The sequence below is a fragment of the Psychrobacter immobilis genome (assembly GCF_904846185.1).
Taxonomy (GTDB): Bacteria; Pseudomonadota; Gammaproteobacteria; order Pseudomonadales; family Moraxellaceae; genus Psychrobacter; species Psychrobacter immobilis_B.
This window is the reverse complement of sequence record NZ_CAJGZQ010000006.1, coordinates 1-17,488: the sequence shown is the minus strand read 5'-3', so window position 1 is coordinate 17,488 and position 17,488 is coordinate 1. Positions and strand designations below refer to the sequence as shown.

The window sequence follows — 17,488 nt, the reverse complement described above, 5'->3', positions numbered from 1 at the left end:
TGCCCAACAAAAAATAAGACAACTCCATGACCAAAAACTTCTCTCAAACAGCGGCTTTCATCTGGTCTGTCGCTGATCTATTACGCGGTGACTTTAAGCAGTCTCAATATGGCCGCATTATCCTGCCGTTTACGCTATTACGCCGCCTAGAATGTGTATTAGCAGACACCAAGGCTGCTGTGGTTACTGAGAGTGAGCGTATCGCTGAAAAAGGTCTGCCAGAGGAAGCACAAGAGAAGTTCATCATCCGTGCCAGCAAGCATGCGTTTTATAATACCTCGCCCATGGATTTGAGCAAGATGGGTCAGAGCGATATCAAAGACAACTTAAACACCTACGTGCAATCTTTCTCTAAAGACGCACGTGAGATATTTGAGCACTTCAAATTTGAAGAGTTTGTCGGGCAACTGGCCGATGCTAACTTGCTGTATAAAGTGGTGCAGAAGTTCGCCAATACTGATCTTAGCCCTAACGCTATCTCTAACCATGAAATGGGCTTTGTCTTTGAAGAGTTAATCCGCCGTTTTGCTGAAAGCTCGAACGAAACCGCAGGGGAGCATTTCACGCCGCGCGATATCGTGCGCCTGACGACTTCACTGGTGTTTATGGAAGATGATGATGCCCTGACCAAAGACGGCATTATTCGCACCATTTATGACCCGACAGCGGGGACAGGCGGCTTCCTGTCCTCTGGTATGGAATACGTGCTAGAGCTGAACCCTGACGCGGTGATGCGTACCTATGGGCAAGAGCTCAACCCTGAGTCTTATGCAATCTGTAAGGCCGATATGCTGATCAAAGGGCAAGAGGTCAATAACATTAAGCTGGGCAATACCTTGTCTAGTGATCAGCTGGTCGCTGAGAAGTTTGACTACATGCTATCGAACCCGCCGTTTGGCGTGGATTGGAAAAAGATATCAGGCGAGATCAACGACGAGCATACGCAAAAAGGTTTTGATGGTCGCTTTGGGGCGGGCTTGCCGCGCGTGTCTGATGGTTCGCTATTGTTCTTGATGCATCTGATTAGCAAGGTGCGTCCGATTGCCAGTCATGGGCAAGGTGAGAATGAAGCCACTGATAGCAGCACAAACAGCAATCAAGGCAGCCGTATAGGTATTATCTTAAACGGTTCACCGTTATTTACTGGCGGCGCAGGCAGTGGCGAGAGTGAGATTCGCCGCTACATCTTAGAGGCCGATTTGCTTGAGGCTATCATCGCCTTGCCAAACGATATGTTTTATAACACGGGTATTGCTACTTATATCTGGATATTAAGCAATAAGAAAGCGCCTGAGCGCCGTGGCAAGGTGCAATTGATCGACGGTAGCAATCTATACAGCAAGATGCGTAAATCACTGGGCTCTAAGCGTAATGAGATGAGTGAAGATGATATTAAAACCATTACCAAAAGCTTCGGCAACTTTGAGGTGGTCGATGCGCGCGTACTTGATAAGCCAGAGGAAGTAAAATCCAATCGTGGCCGCCAATCTGCAAGCCCAAAAGCGGAACCTGCCAAAACCTTTGCCAGTAAGATATTTGCCGCCCATGAGTTTGGCTATCGCCGTATCACCATTGAGCGTCCGCTACGTCTCTCCGCGCAGTTATCCGATGCGGCTATCGAAACCCTTCGCTACGCCTCCAAACCGTTCGATATGGTCATGCCAGCGTTATATGAGGCATTTGGTAGTGACTGGACGCAAGATCACGACACCGATGCTGAGACAAGCAGCTATGGCGACTTATCAGCGGTCATCTTAGAGGCGCGTGCAATGATTAAGGCGGACTTCTCTGAGCTAAAAGAAAAGCAAATCAAAGATGTGCTTGACTCCAAACTTTGGCAAGATCAGCTTGAGATTATGAATAAAGCCAAAGCCTTGCAAGCGGCTATCGGTGAAAACCAATTCGATGACTTTAATGAGTTTGAAAAAGTGTTTAAGCAAGCGTTAAAAGATGCTGATGTTAATCTTGATACCAGAGAGAAAAAACAGCTGATGGATGCCATCACATGGAAAAATCCGGACGCCAAACCGGTCATTAAAAAAGCGCTCAAGGTTGCTAACCCACTCTATGGAGCGTTTAGCTATACTGATCCTGCCAGCAAGACCAAAATTGTAGAGTTCCAAACGGACAGCGATCTGCGTGATTATGAAAACGTGCCGCTCAATCCTGAGGTGACCACCACTGAGTTGATCGAAAGTTACTTCACTCGTGAAGTACAGCCGCATGTGCCTGATGCGTGGATCAATAGCGACAAGACAGATGCCATCGATGAAGATATCGGCATTGTCGGCTTTGAGATTCCGTTTAATCGTCACTTCTATGTGTATGAGCCACCGCGTCCGCTAGCTGAAATTGATGCAGACTTGGATGCGGTTAGCACTGAGATTATGCAGTTATTGGGTGAGGTGCATTCATAATGGCGAAATACGAGCAGTATGAAGAGTATAAACCTACAGGTGTAATCTGGATCCCTGAAATGCCTCAAGGTTGGCAGGTGACTAAGCTCAAGTATTTAATAAAAAATCTTGAGTCAGGTGTTAGTGTAAATGCTGCTGATTACCCTAAATCGGAAGGAGAGTTTGGTGTTCTAAAAACAAGTTGCGTTTACACTAGAGAGTTTCGTGCCGAAGAAAACAAGACTGTGTTTGAAGAAGAGTTGAGTAGAGTTAAGTGCCCAGTAAGAGCAGGCTCAATAATAATAAGTCGAATGAATACGCCTGATCTTGTTGGTGCTGCTGTTTACGTCAAAGAGGACTACAGCAACCTCTATCTTCCCGATCGTTTATGGCAAACTGTCTATAACGATGAGGAAACTCAAAGCTCAAAATATCTTCATTATTTTATGTACCTCAAAGGCTTTAGAGATCAAATTTCAAATTTTGCAGAGGGTGCTAGTAGCAGCATGCAAAGTATTGCTAAGGAAGATTTTTTATCAATTAATATTTTACTACCTACGCGAGTTGAGCAAGAGGGAATCGCTAATTTCCTCGACTACGAAACTGCCCAAATCGACACCTTAATCGAAAAACAGCAAACCCTTATCCAACTGTTAAAAGAGAAGCGCCAAGCCGTGATCAGTCATGCGGTGACCAAAGGCTTAAACCCTGATGTGCCGATGAAAGATTCAGGTGTTGAATGGTTGGGGGAAGTACCTGAGCATTGGACAGTTAGCTTCGTAAAATACATAGTGCTTGGAGCAAAAGACTCAATGGTAGACGGGCCTTTTGGTTCGAGCGTAAACACTAGTGAAGATTATGTAGATGATGGTATTCCTGTCATTAGAACTGTAAATATCACTAACAATGGTTTTTCTTCCGATAACTTAAAGTTTATGCGCCAGCAAAAATTTGAACAGTTAAAGCGACATTCTGTAAAGCCTGGCGATGTTTTATTCTCAAAAGTTGGGACAATAGGTAATGCATGTTTATTACCGAGCGATATACCAGAAGCTATATTATCGACAACAGGTAGTTGTAAAGTTTCGGTTGATCAGAATAAGATTGAGGGAGAGTATTTAGTATTGATGTTTCATTTAATGAATCAGACTCTTATGGAAATGGCTAATTCTAACGTTCAACCTTTTCTTAACATGAGTAATATTAAAAACTTAAAAATATCACTACCGAGTATTGAAGAGCAAAAAAACATTCTAACTTATCTTGAAGAGAAGCTAGAGGGTATTGATGACTTAATCTCTAAATCCCTTAGTTTTGACAAACTAATCCGTGAACGCCGTACCGCTTTAATATCCGCCGCCGTCACAGGCAAGATCGATGTGCGGGGCTGGCAAGCGCCTGAGTAGCTGTAAATAGAGATTAAGCGCATATTGCGTTTGATAAACAAGAAAATCAATAAAAGGAGTTATATGATGAAAGCAGTTACCGTAGCAGCTCTATTGGCATCAATGGCCGTGACCACCATCGCCCAAGCACAGACCTATAAATGGCAAGATGATTTTTGCAGTATGCAGGGTGACTTTGACAGTAATAAATATACTGCTAAGCAAATCAAGAATTCACATTTAGTATTAGAAAGCTTAACAAGATCAAATCTAGATAGCTTTTTTCCACCGATGGATATTGATGCACTAGACAAGTTATCGATGAAAGACTTAGACAAGCTTACTGAAGAATATATAAAAGTTAAGAATAATATTGAACGACTTGATGTGGTGCCTGAAGCAAAAGGTTATAAGCAAGAGTTGGTCAAATCTATTGACGGCGAATATAAACAAAATAAATTGACGATTTTGGGATATCTGAATCCCAGTGAGGCACTCAAGCAAAGCCCGCAAATGTGTAAAACTTATATTGAGCCGTTATTAAAGAATGAAACGGCTGTGCAAAATAGATGGAAGCAGTTTGTTGAAGAGCAAATTCAAGAACAAGCAGATATCACAGACGATGGTGGTAAGTATTACCGCAGTTTGGCTACCAAGCGCTATCAGGAAGAAAAAGCCAGCAACCCTACTAAGTACGCCAAGATAAACTTGGTTACTTTTGGTTTTGGTAATTGCGACAATGATCAGGTCTATCATGCCGACTCTGAAGTGGTATTTAAAAATCAGCAAAAACTGAATAAAACGTTATTTGGTAAAAGCTTTAAGCAGATGTGCGATGAGCCGTAAAACTTGGATTACGTTTTTTAGTCAAACTAAATAAATTATTGAACTCGTGCAAGTATGCCGCACCGCTCTAATATCTGCTGCTGTTACGGGTAAGATTGATGTGAGGGGTTGGCGGGCGGCTGACAACAAAGCCTTCGTAATGCACAACTAAAATTACGCGCTATAAGAGTACTTTATTAAAGTTGACTGGCATAGGTATGAAAGTTATGAAAAGATTACTATTGATACTATTAGGAGTGGGTACAGCCCAAGTGAATGGCGCTGTCGAAACTACTTTCCAACAAAATAACACTTTGACCCACACGACTAGCAATGATTCTACGTCTGCAATTTATGGTTCTAGTCGCAATATATATGCTACCAATAGTAGTGCTACTGTATATAGTAATGATGAGATATCCAAAGCTATTGATAACCTAAGTGCTCATGTCAAGCAAAAAAAATATAAGATAGGCTCGCTAAGTAGCCGTTTATCCTATGAGAATAAATATTCTGACGCTAAGGATAGTTTGGCCGATATGAAAAAATGGGCAAACCAAGGCAATGTAGAGTATCAAGTTAAGGTTGGTTTAATATATTACAACGGTGAAGGCGTCCGTCAAGATCTTGTATTAGCAAGAAAGATGTTTCAAAAGGCAGCAAAACAGGGAAACATACAAGGTCAAGGGATGCTTGGATACTTTTATGAAGAAGGTTTTGGTGGTCTTAAGCGAAACCGATCTACAGCAAAGGAATGGTACGGGAAAACGTGTGACAAGGGTCATCAATATGGCTGTGATCAATATAGACGATTAAATGAACGTGGTTATTAATGGACGCCCACACACAATAGCAGAAGTGAATAAAGTGTGGTTGATTAAAGTAAAGCAATGAGACACAACATATTCTATGGTAAGCACATAGCGTTAGATAATCGACCCAAAAGGTAGGATGATTTTTTATTCTTAATGTACAATTGTTTTGTTTTTATGCTAGCATCGTCCAGCATGCTTTTATACCAAAGATGCTATAGCAACTAACATAGTATTGGTTATTTGAAAAATAGACTGTATAAAAAGGCTAGATGATGTTTTGGTTTTTAAAATCTAAATCTGCCAAAATGGCAGGAAATGTTCAAAAACTTTTTCTTAAAGATAGTTATCATGAGGCTATTGAGCTGGCTGATAACTTATATTGTCAATACATTGATAGCGAAGATTCACAAGAGCGCGCCCATGCCAAAGCTGCTTTAACATGGAAAACAACAAGCCTTATTATGCTTGAAGAATATCAAAATGCTATATCAGTTTGTGAAAAAATTATTGATATTTATACTCATGGAAATCTTCCTGAAGATATTCATGATGGCTATAATAAAAAAATTATAAGAGCGGCATATACTGATAAAGCCAGAGCACTATATGGATTGAAAGAATACAATAAATCTTTAAAAATTATAGACTCAGTAGTGGATGAAGGGATTGATTGTACCGATGAATTGACAGAGGTTGCAGTACTTGAAGCATTATTATTAAAGTATGAGATTCTTCAAATGGATCCAAATCTTTCTAATAGATTGATAGTACTAAATAAAATATCTTTTCGTTTTCAGCTGAGTGATAACCCTAAAATTTTGGAGCAAGTTATTCCTGTCGTTAGAGACATGATGCTTATATTTATAACACTTAAGGATATTAAAAACCTACATATTGTCCGTCGTATTCTTGAAAATATTAGTATCAGATCAAAATCTGAAGAGGTTCCAGCTTTTCTATCATACATAGATAAATTTGAAGAATCGTTTAAAGAATAGAAATAGCGGTTATCGGCTATATGTAATATATGGAACATACAAAGGGTTTTGCCAGCGCTAGCTGATATTTTGTCTGCTATATTTATATACCGTTTAACAAAAGTAAAAATAAGAAAATGCCATGAGCCGCGACGTCACCTAAGAATCTGTACTCCAAACTGATGTTGTCACTCAAATACAAGCGCAAGGCTTGCAGTTGGGTCGCACCAGCGGCTATCAGATAGCAGCGTTAGTATTTGGTGTCTATCCATAATTAATTTCAATTGATGTAAGACTCCGCACCGTTTTAATCTCTGCTGCCGTTACGAGTAAGATTGATGTGAGAGGTTGGCGGGCGGATGAGTCGTCAGTAATGTAAAGATGAAGCGCTTGTTTATATGTCATAACCAGCAAAATAACCAAAGGAGTTTCATTTATGAAAGCAATGACGACAGCCGCCATTTTTGTCTCAATGGCAGTCACCACCATTGCCCAAGCGCAAACTTATGAGTGGCGTTCGGAAATGAAGTCTTGTCAATATCAAGGAGATTTTGATAATAATAAATATACTGCCAAGCAAATAGAGAATTCTCATTTCGTATTGAACAGTTTGACGAGAGCAAATCTTGAAAGCTTTTCTGAGCCTATGAGTAATCTTTTTTTAGACAATATATCGTCGAAAGACCCAGAGGTACTGACTAAAGAGTATAAGCAAGCTAAAAGTAATATAGAGCAACTTGAGTTAGTTCCCGAAGCACAGAAGTATAAACAACAGCTACTTAAGACTATTGATGGCGAATATAAAACGGCACAATTGGCTATTTTGGCTTATCGCAATCCTAGTAAAGCGCTTAAGCAAAGCCCGCCAATGTGTCAGCATTATGTAGAGGCTTTATTGCAAGATGAAACGGCAGTGCAGAATAAATGGCAGCAAGTGATTGAAGAAACAATTCAGAAGCAAGCTCAACGGGGAGCGATGCATTTAAAAGCGCATCGCCTGAGCGAGACATGGAAGTATGAAAAACAAAAAAACGAAGATCCTGCTTTTTATGCACGAAACGCTATTGTGTCTTCTGGGTTTTACAACTGTGTTAAGAGTACCGCTTATCGCCCTGAGCTAAAGACAGTGTCTGCTAATTATGCAAAGCTTAACCATAAAATATTTGACGGTAAATACACCGCGCAATGCGCAATGCGCCAAGAGTAGACCTCTTGCAAAAGTGAAGAACAGAGATCATCAAAGGTAGAAAGTATCAGATCGTTGGTATCAATAAAGTGTGGTTGATTGTTTAATGCAATTTGACTGGCTCTAAAAAGTATCCTAAAAAGAATAGTAAGTTAAATGTTTGTCCGATTAACAAATATCAAAATAAGCAAGGCGAATGAAAAAAAGGACTCCAATGATGAAAAGGTATTCGTTGATAGCGGTAAGCGTATTACTGACTGTGTCTAGTATTGCGACAGCCGAAGTCTACAAATGGCAAGATGATCTATGCGATATGAAAGGGAGTTTTGATAATAAAAAGTACAGCGCCAAGCAAATCAAAAACTCCCATCTCGTATTGGATCGTTTAACCAGATTAAATCTGGAAAGCTTCTCTTCACCCATGAGTGTTGATGCGCTAGATAAACTATCTATGAAAGACTTAGATGTCTCGACCGAAGAGTATAAGCAAGTAAAGCGTGATACTGAGCGTCTTGATGTTGTACCTGAAGCGAAAGGCTATAAACGAAACTTACTCAAAACGATTGACGCAGAGTATGAAAAAGATCGATTAGTCATTTTAGGCTATCTAAACCCTAGTGAAGCCCTCAAACAAAGCCCTCAGATGTGTAAAAACTATATTGAACCTTTCATGCAGAACGAAGCGGCGGTGCAAAATAGATGGAAACAGTTTGTTGAAGAGCAAATTCTGGAAACAAGCGAGTATGGGGCTGATGAACTAGAACGATATCGTAAAATTGCGACCCAGCGCTATCAGGAAGAAAAGGTAAGTAACTCTGCTAAGTATGCCAGAATAAACTTGATAACTTTTGGCTTTGGTAATTGTGTTAACGATCAGATCTATCATGCTGACTCTGAAAAAGTCTTTAACAACTACAATCAGCTCAATAAAACCATATTTGGTAAGAGCTTGAAGATGGTATGTGAGGAGCCCTAAGGCTTGATTTAAGCGTATCAAAAAATAGAGTGAGCTATGAAAAACAACGTATTAAGATATCGCAAAATAAGAGGCATTAACCGCCGTAAGCGCACTATTGAGCAATGGGGTGATAATCGTAAGAGCCTTAATATTGAGCTGCTGAATCAAGAAAAAAGGGACTACGTTGAATTCTTGGTACAGCCATGGTCACGCTTGTCTTTGATTAATAGTATCTATCCTGAGCCAACAGGTGACTGTGAGTATCTACTGATCAAAAACCTGCAAAAAATATATCAGTCATGGCAAGACTCGTTAGAAGCGTTGCAAACCCCTTATTACTTGCAAATATGGCTACGTGAAAACTATGTCAGCCGCTCACAAGTCGTGTGTGCTATCGATGAGATGAAAGATTTCTACGATGATACCTTTGAAGCGATAGATAAACAGCCCAAAAATGGTATTCAAACCTCTATCCACTATAATTCAAACACGGCTGAATACTTAGATCGTTTTGAATGGAAACTTTATCGAAGGCTTGTCCATTATGATATGGCCGATGAAGAAGATTTAGAGATGTTGCAATACATTGACCCTATCAAGCTTTTAAGAAAAGAAAGCATTAAAGGGCAGGAGCAACAGATCGTTGAAATCGATAAAGTGTGGTTGATCTCATAAGCCCAATTCATAACTTAATAATAAGAATCTCACCATGACTCAGACAAGTACTGCTATTAACGCGCATAACATCACTTACGAATCTGTCTTTCAAGCCGATATTGTCAGCCAAATGCAGGCGCACGGCTGGCAGTTAGGTCGTGCCAGCGGTTTATGACTATAGTATTAAGCAACGGGAATGCCCTTATACAATAACTTGATATAAATAAAATACCCTATATCCATTCCGCCCTAATATGTAGAGGACAAAATGAAAGTGTCAATCGTACCGCTAAGAATCAGACACAAAGTAATAGCTTTGAGCGCTGCTTTAGCGCTATCGTTATCCGCGCATGCAACCAGTTTTAGCAGTACCAAAGCGCTGGCGGAACAAGGTCATGCCGCCGCTCAATATAGCATGGGCGCGATGTATGAGATGGGCGATGGTGTGCCCCAAGACCCTAACAAAGCAGTGGCGTGGTATAAAAAAGCCGCTGATCAGGGCGTGGCGGCAGCGCAATACGATATGGGCGCGATATATATGACAGGCGAGTATGTGCCGCAGGATTATGCTACCAGCGCCGAATGGTTCCAAAAGGCTGCCAATCAAGGCGACAGCATAGCGCAATATAATCTTGGCGCGATGTATCAAGAAGGCTTAGGGGTAGAGCAAGATTATGCCAAGTCGCTCGCATGGTTCGAGAAATCTGCCAATCAAGAGGAGCCATTCGCGCAATATAGCATGGGCGCGGTGTACCAAGAAGGACTGGGCGTGACGCCTGACTATGCCAAAGCGGTCGAGTGGTATCAACGCGCCGCCGCACAAGATAATGTGATGGCGCAGTACAGTTTGGGCTTGTTGTATCAAAGCGGCATTGGGGTCGATCAGGATTTTACCAAAGCCTATGACTGGTATCAAAAAGCCATTGAGCAAGGAGATCTTGACGCTCACAATAACATCGGCGTGATGTATGAAGCAGGCTTAGGCGTGACGCAAGACTATAGCGAAGCAGCCAAATGGTATCAAAAGGCTGCCGATCAAGGACATGCAATTGCCCAAAACAATATTGGACAGTTTTATATAAAAGGCTTAGGTGTGAGGCAGGATTATACCGAAGCACTGTATTGGCTACGAAAAGCCGCCGCGCAAGGTGAGGATTTGGCGCAAAATAATTTAGGCTATATGTATGAGAACGGTAATGGGGTTGCGCGTGATTATGCCGAGGCTTTTAAATGGTATGAAAAGTCTGCCAACCATGGCAATGCATTGGGTATGGGCGGTTTGGGCTGGGCATACTATAGTGGTCAAGGCGTTGAGCAAAACTATGTTAAAGCCTTTGAGTGGTCACAACAATCTGCCAATCAAGGTGAAGCTGCTGGTCTAAACAACCTTGCTGTGATGTACTTAGAGGGCAATGGCGTACCGCAAAATTATGCCCGCGCCATGACGTTATTTAAACAAGCTGCCGCCCAAAATCATCCGTTCGCCCCGCGTAATCTGGGGCTGATGTATATGAAGGCGCAAGGGGTAAAGCAAGACAACGTGCAGGCTAAGGAATGGTTTGATAAAGGCTGTGGCAATGGCGACTTGCAATCATGTCTTGGCTCTAAACTGTTAAATATGCCTTAAAATGACTTCCGCATATTAATAGATATAATTATGAATCATCCCGATCCAGTTACTAAGTGCTACAAGCAGCTATTCTGGGCGCTCATTTATAGCCCTATTATTGCTTATCTAATAAATGCTTACTTAACTTACAGCGGGTACAAAAAGCACGACTCGAATTATACTGTTTCTTTAGAGTTTTTTAGTAGTACCGCTAAGTATATGCTGGACGATATTACCATTACTTTAATGTTCCTTTGGATTCCCTATGTTTGGATTGTAATTATTCCTTATCTGTTTATTTTTTATAAGGCACTTACTTCCAAAAGAGCAGTCGCTGAGAAATATAGAACGCTACTATTAACGTTTCTGCTAGTGCTGCTTTTTATATTTGCTAGAGAGTATTCAGACCTTATAGCGCTTTCGACCTAATTATTTTAAGCAAAATAATAATAAAACTAAACGGACTTAACATGACCAACGCCCACGATATCACTTACGAATCTGTCTTCCAAGCCGATATCGTCACTCAAATGCAAGCGCATGGCTGGCAAGTAGGTCATGCCAGTGGCTATCAGGCAGAGACTGCACTATATGAGCAAGACGTACTCGACTTTGTGCAGACGACCCAGCCAAAGGAATGGGAGAAGTTTTGCCGTACTTTCCCTATCGACTCTGAGCGCCACTTTATCACCGCATTAGTGAAGCAGCTAAACAAGGCTGATGAACACTCAACCGATCAAGCCTCACGCACTTATGGCACATTAGGCGTATTGCGTCATGATCTCAAGATTCGTAATGCTCGTTTCTCATTGTGCCAGTTTAAGCCTGAGCATAGCTTGAACCCTGAAATCATGGCACGCTATGAGGCTAATATCTGCCGTGTCGTTCCTGAGGTGGTGTATAGTCCGCATGCTAGTTTAAAAGACAGCACTGACGGCAAGGTCGCTAAGCGTAACCGTATTGATGTGGTGCTATTTGTGAATGGCTTACCCGTGACGACGATGGAGCTAAAGTCTGAGTTTAAGCAGTCGGTACAAAATGCCATTAGCCAGTATAAGAAGACCCGCCTGCCTAAAGACCCTGATACTAAAAAGTCTGAACCATTACTGACCTTTAAGCGCGGCGCATTGGTTCACTTTGCCGTCAGTCAGTATGAAGTCTATATGACAAACAAGCTGGCAGGTAACAGCACCTACTTTTTACCCTTTAATAAAGGCACTAAAGATGGCGGCGCGGGCAATGATACGCCTAGCGATAGCAGCCGTTATGCCACCGATTACCTCTGGAACGAGGTGCTCACGCCAGAGAATTTGCTATCGATCCTTGGGCATTTTATGCACTTGCAGATAGAGGAAGAAGAAGACGCAATTGGTCGCAAGTCTAAAAAAGAAACTATGATGTTTCCGCGCTATCATCAGTGGGATGTCGTGACCAAATTGGTCAATGCCGCTGTGACTGAAGGCGCTGGTCAAAAGTATCTGATTCAGCATAGTGCTGGCTCAGGTAAATCAAACTCTATCGCATGGACGGCCCATCAGCTATCTACCTTATACAACAGCGATGGCGATAAGCAGTTTCATTCAGTGATTGTCATTACTGACCGTACCGTACTTGATGACCAGCTACAAGAAACGATTTATCAGTTTGAACATGCTGATGGCGTAGTTGGTAAAATCAATAACAAAGAAGGTGACGGTTCAAAGTCTGAGAAGCTTGCTGCCGCACTGGTAGACTCTCAGCCCATTATTATCGTTACCATTCAAACCTTTCCGTTCGTACTTAAAGCCATTGAAGACTCTAGTGTTCTAAAATCACGGCGCTATGCCATTATCGCCGATGAAGCACACTCATCACAGACAGGCTCAACGGCTCGCCAGCTGAAAGAAGTATTGGTCTCAGGTGATATAGAGAGTAATGCAGATGATGACGCGCCGCTATCTAGTGAGGACATCTTAGATGCCACGCTTGCCGCACGCCGTAGCAGTCCTAACCTAAGCTATTATGCCTTTACCGCCACACCTAAGCCAAAGACCATTGAGCTATTCGGGCGTTTGCCTAATCCTGATTTGCCAGCCTCTAAAGATAACTTGCCAGCCGCTTATCATGTCTATTCCATGCGCCAAGCGATTGAAGAGGGCTTCATCCTAGATGTGCTTAAAAACTATACCAACTATAAAGTGGTCTATCAGCTCAAGCAAAAACTTGCCGCCGCTGATGACGAAGTTGATGCTCGCCGCGCCAAGATTAAGCTCAATAATTGGGTACGCTTGCATGAGCATAATATCGCCCAGAAAGTGAAGATCATCATTGAGCACTTTAATGACAACATCAAAGGCTTACTTGGTGGCCAAGCCAAAGCGATGGTGGTGACCGGTTCACGTAAAGAGGCGGTACGCTATAAGCTAGCCTTTGATAACTATATCGCTGAGTATGGCTATAGAAACATCAATGCGATGGTCGCGTTCTCAGGTGAGGTCACCTTTAACGATAATGATCCTGATAGCGGCGCATTACTTGGTGAGAAGTTCACCGAGCATAATATGAATATTGGATTAAAAGGCCGTGATCTGCGTAAAGCCTTCGACAGTGATGACTATCAAGTGATGCTAGTGGCCAACAAGTTCCAGACAGGCTTTGACCAGCCTAAACTGTGCGCCATGTACGTGGATAAGAAACTAACAGGCGTGGACTGCGTGCAGACCCTTTCACGGCTGAACCGTACTTATAAGGGCAAGGCAGAGAGCGGCACGTTTGTGCTCGATTTCTTTAATGATCCTGACGATATTCTGGAGGCCTTCCAACCATACTATGAAACCGCAACCTTAGCGGACGTGTCTGACCCTGATCAGGTGTTTGACCTTTATGAGAAATTGCGAGCATCTCAAATTTTCTTATGGCACGAGGTCGAGCAATTCGTTGAGGCCTTCTACAGCAAGAACAAGTCTAATGCAGCCATTAGTAATATCTGCAAGCCAGCGGTTGAGCGTTGGCAGAAGCGTTATAAGCTGGCACGTGAGCAAGCACAGCATGCCAAGGTGATGCTGGAGCGTACCAAAGCAACGGGCGATGTGGTACTGATGACCAATGCTGAGAATGACTACAAAGGTTTTAAGACTGATCAAGACGCGCTAGAGATCTTTAAAAAGGATTTAGGCACCTTTACCCGCCAGTATGAGTTTATGTCGCAAATCGTGGACTATGATGATAAAGAGCTAGAGAAGCTCAGCCTATACGCGCGTAACCTACAGCCGCTATTACGTGAAAGCGTGGATAATGAAGAAAACGTTGATCTAAGTAACATCGTCATGAGCCATTACCGTGTCTCAAAGTTGCATCAGCAGGACTTAAAGCTACAAGAGGGCAAGTCTGAGTATCAATTAGATGGTGGCAGTGGAGTGGGCACGGCCACGCCTAAGGACAAACAAGAAGCGCTGCTATCACAGATTATTGAGAGATTGAATGAAGTCTTTGCTGGTGAGGATTTTACTGATAAAGACAAAGTGAACTTTATGAATACCATTTGGGATAAAGTCACGGAGAACGAGATCGTGGTTAAGCAGTTCACCAATAACAGTGTTGATCAGATTATGCTGGGCGGTTATCCCAATGCTGCCGAGGACGCTATGTTTGATGCCAAGGGTACATTTGAAGACATGACCATGCATCTACTGTCTAACCCGAATCAGTTTAAGCAGTTTATTCGATTGATGCTCGATACGAAGCTGGGTGCTTAAGTTTTAGGATAGGTTATACAGAGAGTAAAGGGTACATAGTATGACGGATAAGAATATTAACCTTTGTGATACTGAAGATGAGAAATTGCGTTATAACATCAGTATGCTATCGTCCTTGCTTCTTTTGAAGAAAGGTATGCCTGAAGGCAAAGCTTTAATGAGGAAGTTGACAAAAGAGCTGTCTAAAATACCTAGAAAGCAGAAAGTTCAGGTTGCAGATATATTTAATAACTTAGCTACGACGCAGGAAAAAGGAAGTATTAAACCAGAAGATATAAACTTAGAAGAAGGAGAGCTATCCAAACATCCTTATGAGTCATTAGTACGTACGCTGCTTGGTGCTGAAGAATCAACCCACTTACTTGAGCATGCCAAGATTGTAGATGACAGTTTGAGTCAGAAATTTAATAGTAAGCTTATTATAAATTTTAAGACTTACTTATTTAAGACTTTTAACTATGAAGATGAGGCGCTTAATATAAACATGCCAATAGGGGGTTTCTATTCGTTTATAGTGCTTAGCTTTATCGCTAATCTTGATGCTCTAGTTCATGCAGCTTTTTATTCAAAAGATATTAGGCCGATTAGTCTGGGCTGGTTGTTTATGCATAAACGAGATCCAGATAAATGGGAATATGACACAGTAACTTCAAAATACAAGCTAACTAACAAAAATGGTAATCCTTTCACTTGCACCTCACGATCGTTCATACACTTTATATTAACAGATCTTTATTTTTATAGTAGCGAGAAAACTAAACAAGTCCGTAAAAAAACAAAGCCCAAAGAAATGCCAAAAGGTCATTATGGTCTTCGAAATGAGATTAATTGGAGAACGGATGATGAAGATGGTCAGTTGTATAGTTTTTTAGATAGAAAAAGCGAACGTGATAGTAAGAGAAACTGGATTAGTCTTGAAGAGTTTTATTGGTTGTTGGGTATGGAAGAGTCTCTAGAAGATGAGCCTGACAAAGCATTAGTTAGTTTCCAGAAATCGTTTGTAAGATATATAAAAAATGAAGATATAAATGAACTTGGTGGACTTCCTCCTACTGCTGAAGGTATGACTTGGTTCATATATGCTTTCTTTCAAAGTATTTATGAGCACACGGATAAACTCAACAAGCAGACCAAAAAACAACATTGTGTTATCTGTGATGAGTATTATGGATTGTGGGAATCAATGACGGCCAAGTACGAGAAGATGATCAGTGAGCATGTAAACAATCCACGGGTCGAATGGCCGGATTATTTGAAGAAACAAGCCACACATATTGAACGTATGGCTTGAATATAACTGGTAATTACCAGCTAGCTACCTATTTGCTTGATGGGTTATTGTCACGGCCGCCACCTGATGGGTTGCCTGTTGTGCTCGGCCAGCCTGCGCCTTGACCACCATTGTTCATATGAATTTTCATAGTTGTTACTCCGTTAAGTGTTTAGGTTATATAGTCAGTTGCTTACTGCCTACAACCAATATATTAACGGTTCACAAAAATTGAATCTCCCCCAAAAATAAGGATTTTGGTCAAAAGTTATACAGTTGGTTAAATACTATTAAAAATGGGTAGGATCACATAAAAAATGATACTGCTCTCACTGCCAAATCCGAATCGCTATTTGAAATTCAATAGACTTATGTTTTATATTAAGTTAGGTGTTTGGACGTGAATCAGGTTTTTTGACGAGGCTTTTAGGCGTTGTGCAAGATGATGAATAAATCGATTTTCCCAAATTTTTTTGTTTCCGTTTCCTCTGATTTTTCCATCTTTGTTTCCATAAAGGGGCTTGATTTATTTGGTCTAAGAGTCAATTTTTCTTGTTTCCATTTTACTTGGAGATAGGGCATCTTGTTTCCATTTTTTCCTGTTTACTGCGTTTTGTTTCCAAGTCTGTTTCCATATATTTGGTAAAATTCTTAAGAGAAACAGAGAGAAAATAACAATTTTGTACTTATGTATTTGATATTTTAGCCAAAAAAAGTTGGGTTTAATGGCATGTAACTCTTGGGTTTAGAATACAGTTCAGCCATCTCACAACCTATAATGATAATCTAAAAAATTTACCATATTACTTAGTAGAGGGGTTTTGTTATCAGAATAGTTTATAAAGCTTCCTGATTTTTCTATGCTTCGCTATTTTACTTGGGACAAACGGGACAGACGGGACAGCGCTTAATTGGTATAGCTTACAGCCGTCCCGTCCCGATTTTTAGCAATGGGACAGACGGGACAGAAAAGCCAAAATATAAAATCCTGTCCCGTTCGACCCGTTATGGTTTCTAGCAGTGGGACAGCGAAATCCTTTAATACATATGGCCTGTCCCGTTCCTCCCGTCTGTCCCGTTCTTTTTCATAGGTTCACAAGAAAGTATGTTAGCAGTAACCGCGTAAACAGACGGGCGATGCTTACCATTAAATAAAGTATCAGGCGTTTTATAGATTTTACGATCACCTTGATTGAGCAGTAGTAGGTCGGCTTCCTCTAATACTTGTAATACTTTCTTTTTACTAAAAGGCGCACATACGCTATCAAAAGTTTCTTTAGAAAAATAATAATCCCCCGTGTCCATATTGCGATAGCCTATACGGTTTGGTGTCCTCTCTTCAAAGTTTAAGCGCGTGTTTTTATAGCAAGGCTGAAAGCGACTTGATCCATGCTGTTCAATAAATGCCTTGATATGCTCTATGATTTGGCGCTGCTCATGTTCACCATCACGCCCATAGTTATCAAGCCAATTATCTAAGCAAGTCATCACGGCTTTAGTTGCTTGTCCTGCTTGCCAGCCCGTTATACCTGCCTGTGTTGCTAGCTCACCAGCTGCGCCCACGATAGCGAACCGTTTAGCCACTCTATGCGCTTGTGCTGTCAGGTCGCTATATTGACTCATAAAGTCACTTACAAGCTGCCCAGCGTTGGCGGTGGTCGCTGTCTTGTCACTGG

General features: G+C 41.5%; 12 protein-coding genes and 1 pseudogene. 12 read left to right on the top strand and 1 reads right to left on the bottom strand.

Going from position 1 to position 17,488, the window contains the following annotated elements; genetic code table 11:
• Nucleotides 1–26: 26 nt before the first annotated feature.
• The 12 genes from JMW94_RS04435 to JMW94_RS04385 all read left to right on the top strand — a co-directional run bounded on the left by JMW94_RS04435 (nucleotide 27) and on the right by JMW94_RS04385 (nucleotide 15,833).
• The gene (locus JMW94_RS04435; RefSeq protein WP_201601831.1) at nucleotides 27–2,417 is read left to right on the top strand and encodes a type I restriction-modification system subunit M; all 2,391 of its coding nucleotides are present in this window, start codon (nucleotides 27–29) and stop codon (nucleotides 2,415–2,417) included.
• Nucleotides 2,417–3,802: a restriction endonuclease subunit S gene (locus tag JMW94_RS04430; RefSeq protein WP_201601828.1), complete on the top strand. Its 1,386-nt coding sequence runs from the start codon at nucleotides 2,417–2,419 to the stop codon at nucleotides 3,800–3,802. The genes JMW94_RS04435 and JMW94_RS04430 overlap by 1 nt, the downstream gene beginning before the upstream one ends.
• Nucleotides 3,803–3,865: 63 nt before the next feature.
• Nucleotides 3,866–4,627, top strand: coding sequence for a hypothetical protein (locus JMW94_RS04425; protein WP_201601817.1), 762 nt, complete (start codon nucleotides 3,866–3,868; stop codon nucleotides 4,625–4,627).
• A gap of 206 nt (nucleotides 4,628–4,833) precedes the next feature.
• A complete protein-coding gene (locus tag JMW94_RS04420; protein WP_201601814.1) occupies nucleotides 4,834–5,439 on the top strand; it encodes a tetratricopeptide repeat protein in 606 nt (201 codons plus the stop codon).
• 254 nt (nucleotides 5,440–5,693) lie between these two features.
• Nucleotides 5,694–6,419, top strand: a complete 726-nt coding sequence (locus JMW94_RS04415) for a hypothetical protein (RefSeq protein WP_060490493.1) — start codon at nucleotides 5,694–5,696, stop codon at nucleotides 6,417–6,419.
• A 415-nt stretch (nucleotides 6,420–6,834) separates the two neighbouring features.
• Complete coding sequence (locus tag JMW94_RS04410; protein WP_201601812.1) at nucleotides 6,835–7,605, top strand: hypothetical protein; 771 nt, start codon at nucleotides 6,835–6,837, stop codon at nucleotides 7,603–7,605.
• A gap of 193 nt (nucleotides 7,606–7,798) precedes the next feature.
• Nucleotides 7,799–8,560, top strand: a complete 762-nt coding sequence (locus tag JMW94_RS04405; protein WP_201601809.1) for a hypothetical protein — start codon at nucleotides 7,799–7,801, stop codon at nucleotides 8,558–8,560.
• Nucleotides 8,561–8,596: 36 nt separating this feature from the next.
• Nucleotides 8,597–9,217 carry a hypothetical protein gene (locus JMW94_RS04400; protein WP_201601806.1) on the top strand — a complete coding sequence of 207 codons (621 nt, stop codon included), beginning with the start codon at nucleotides 8,597–8,599 and terminating at the stop codon, nucleotides 9,215–9,217.
• 34 nt (nucleotides 9,218–9,251) lie between these two features.
• Nucleotides 9,252–9,374 carry a hypothetical protein gene (locus JMW94_RS14975; RefSeq protein ID WP_265088303.1) on the top strand — a complete coding sequence of 41 codons (123 nt, stop codon included), beginning with the start codon at nucleotides 9,252–9,254 and terminating at the stop codon, nucleotides 9,372–9,374.
• Between the two features lie 141 nt (nucleotides 9,375–9,515).
• The gene (locus tag JMW94_RS04395) at nucleotides 9,516–10,826 is read left to right on the top strand and encodes an SEL1-like repeat protein (protein WP_201601803.1); all 1,311 of its coding nucleotides are present in this window, start codon (nucleotides 9,516–9,518) and stop codon (nucleotides 10,824–10,826) included.
• Nucleotides 10,827–11,278: 452 nt separating this feature from the next.
• Complete coding sequence (locus JMW94_RS04390) at nucleotides 11,279–14,542, top strand: type I restriction endonuclease subunit R (RefSeq protein ID WP_201601801.1); 3,264 nt, start codon at nucleotides 11,279–11,281, stop codon at nucleotides 14,540–14,542.
• A gap of 40 nt (nucleotides 14,543–14,582) precedes the next feature.
• Nucleotides 14,583–15,833 (top strand): hypothetical protein, encoded by a 1,251-nt coding sequence (locus JMW94_RS04385; protein WP_201601799.1) that lies wholly within the window; start codon nucleotides 14,583–14,585, stop codon nucleotides 15,831–15,833.
• Between the two features lie 1,017 nt (nucleotides 15,834–16,850).
• Here the strand turns inward: JMW94_RS04385 and JMW94_RS04380 are convergent.
• Nucleotides 16,851–17,488 (bottom strand): annotated as a pseudogene (locus tag JMW94_RS04380) (hypothetical protein); the annotation flags it as partial.

Coding starts and splice junctions, on each gene's coding strand:
- JMW94_RS04385 (WP_201601799.1), top strand. CDS start 14,583: ATGACGGATAAGAATATTAACCTTTGTGATACTGAAGATGAGAAATTG.
- JMW94_RS04400 (WP_201601806.1), top strand. CDS start 8,597: ATGAAAAACAACGTATTAAGATATCGCAAAATAAGAGGCATTAACCGC.
- JMW94_RS04390 (WP_201601801.1), top strand. CDS start 11,279: ATGACCAACGCCCACGATATCACTTACGAATCTGTCTTCCAAGCCGAT.
- JMW94_RS04435 (WP_201601831.1), top strand. CDS start 27: ATGACCAAAAACTTCTCTCAAACAGCGGCTTTCATCTGGTCTGTCGCT.
- JMW94_RS04430 (WP_201601828.1), top strand. CDS start 2,417: ATGGCGAAATACGAGCAGTATGAAGAGTATAAACCTACAGGTGTAATC.
- JMW94_RS04410 (WP_201601812.1), top strand. CDS start 6,835: ATGAAAGCAATGACGACAGCCGCCATTTTTGTCTCAATGGCAGTCACC.
- JMW94_RS04415 (WP_060490493.1), top strand. CDS start 5,694: ATGTTTTGGTTTTTAAAATCTAAATCTGCCAAAATGGCAGGAAATGTT.
- JMW94_RS04425 (WP_201601817.1), top strand. CDS start 3,866: ATGATGAAAGCAGTTACCGTAGCAGCTCTATTGGCATCAATGGCCGTG.
- JMW94_RS04405 (WP_201601809.1), top strand. CDS start 7,799: ATGATGAAAAGGTATTCGTTGATAGCGGTAAGCGTATTACTGACTGTG.
- JMW94_RS04420 (WP_201601814.1), top strand. CDS start 4,834: ATGAAAAGATTACTATTGATACTATTAGGAGTGGGTACAGCCCAAGTG.
- JMW94_RS14975 (WP_265088303.1), top strand. CDS start 9,252: ATGACTCAGACAAGTACTGCTATTAACGCGCATAACATCACTTACGAA.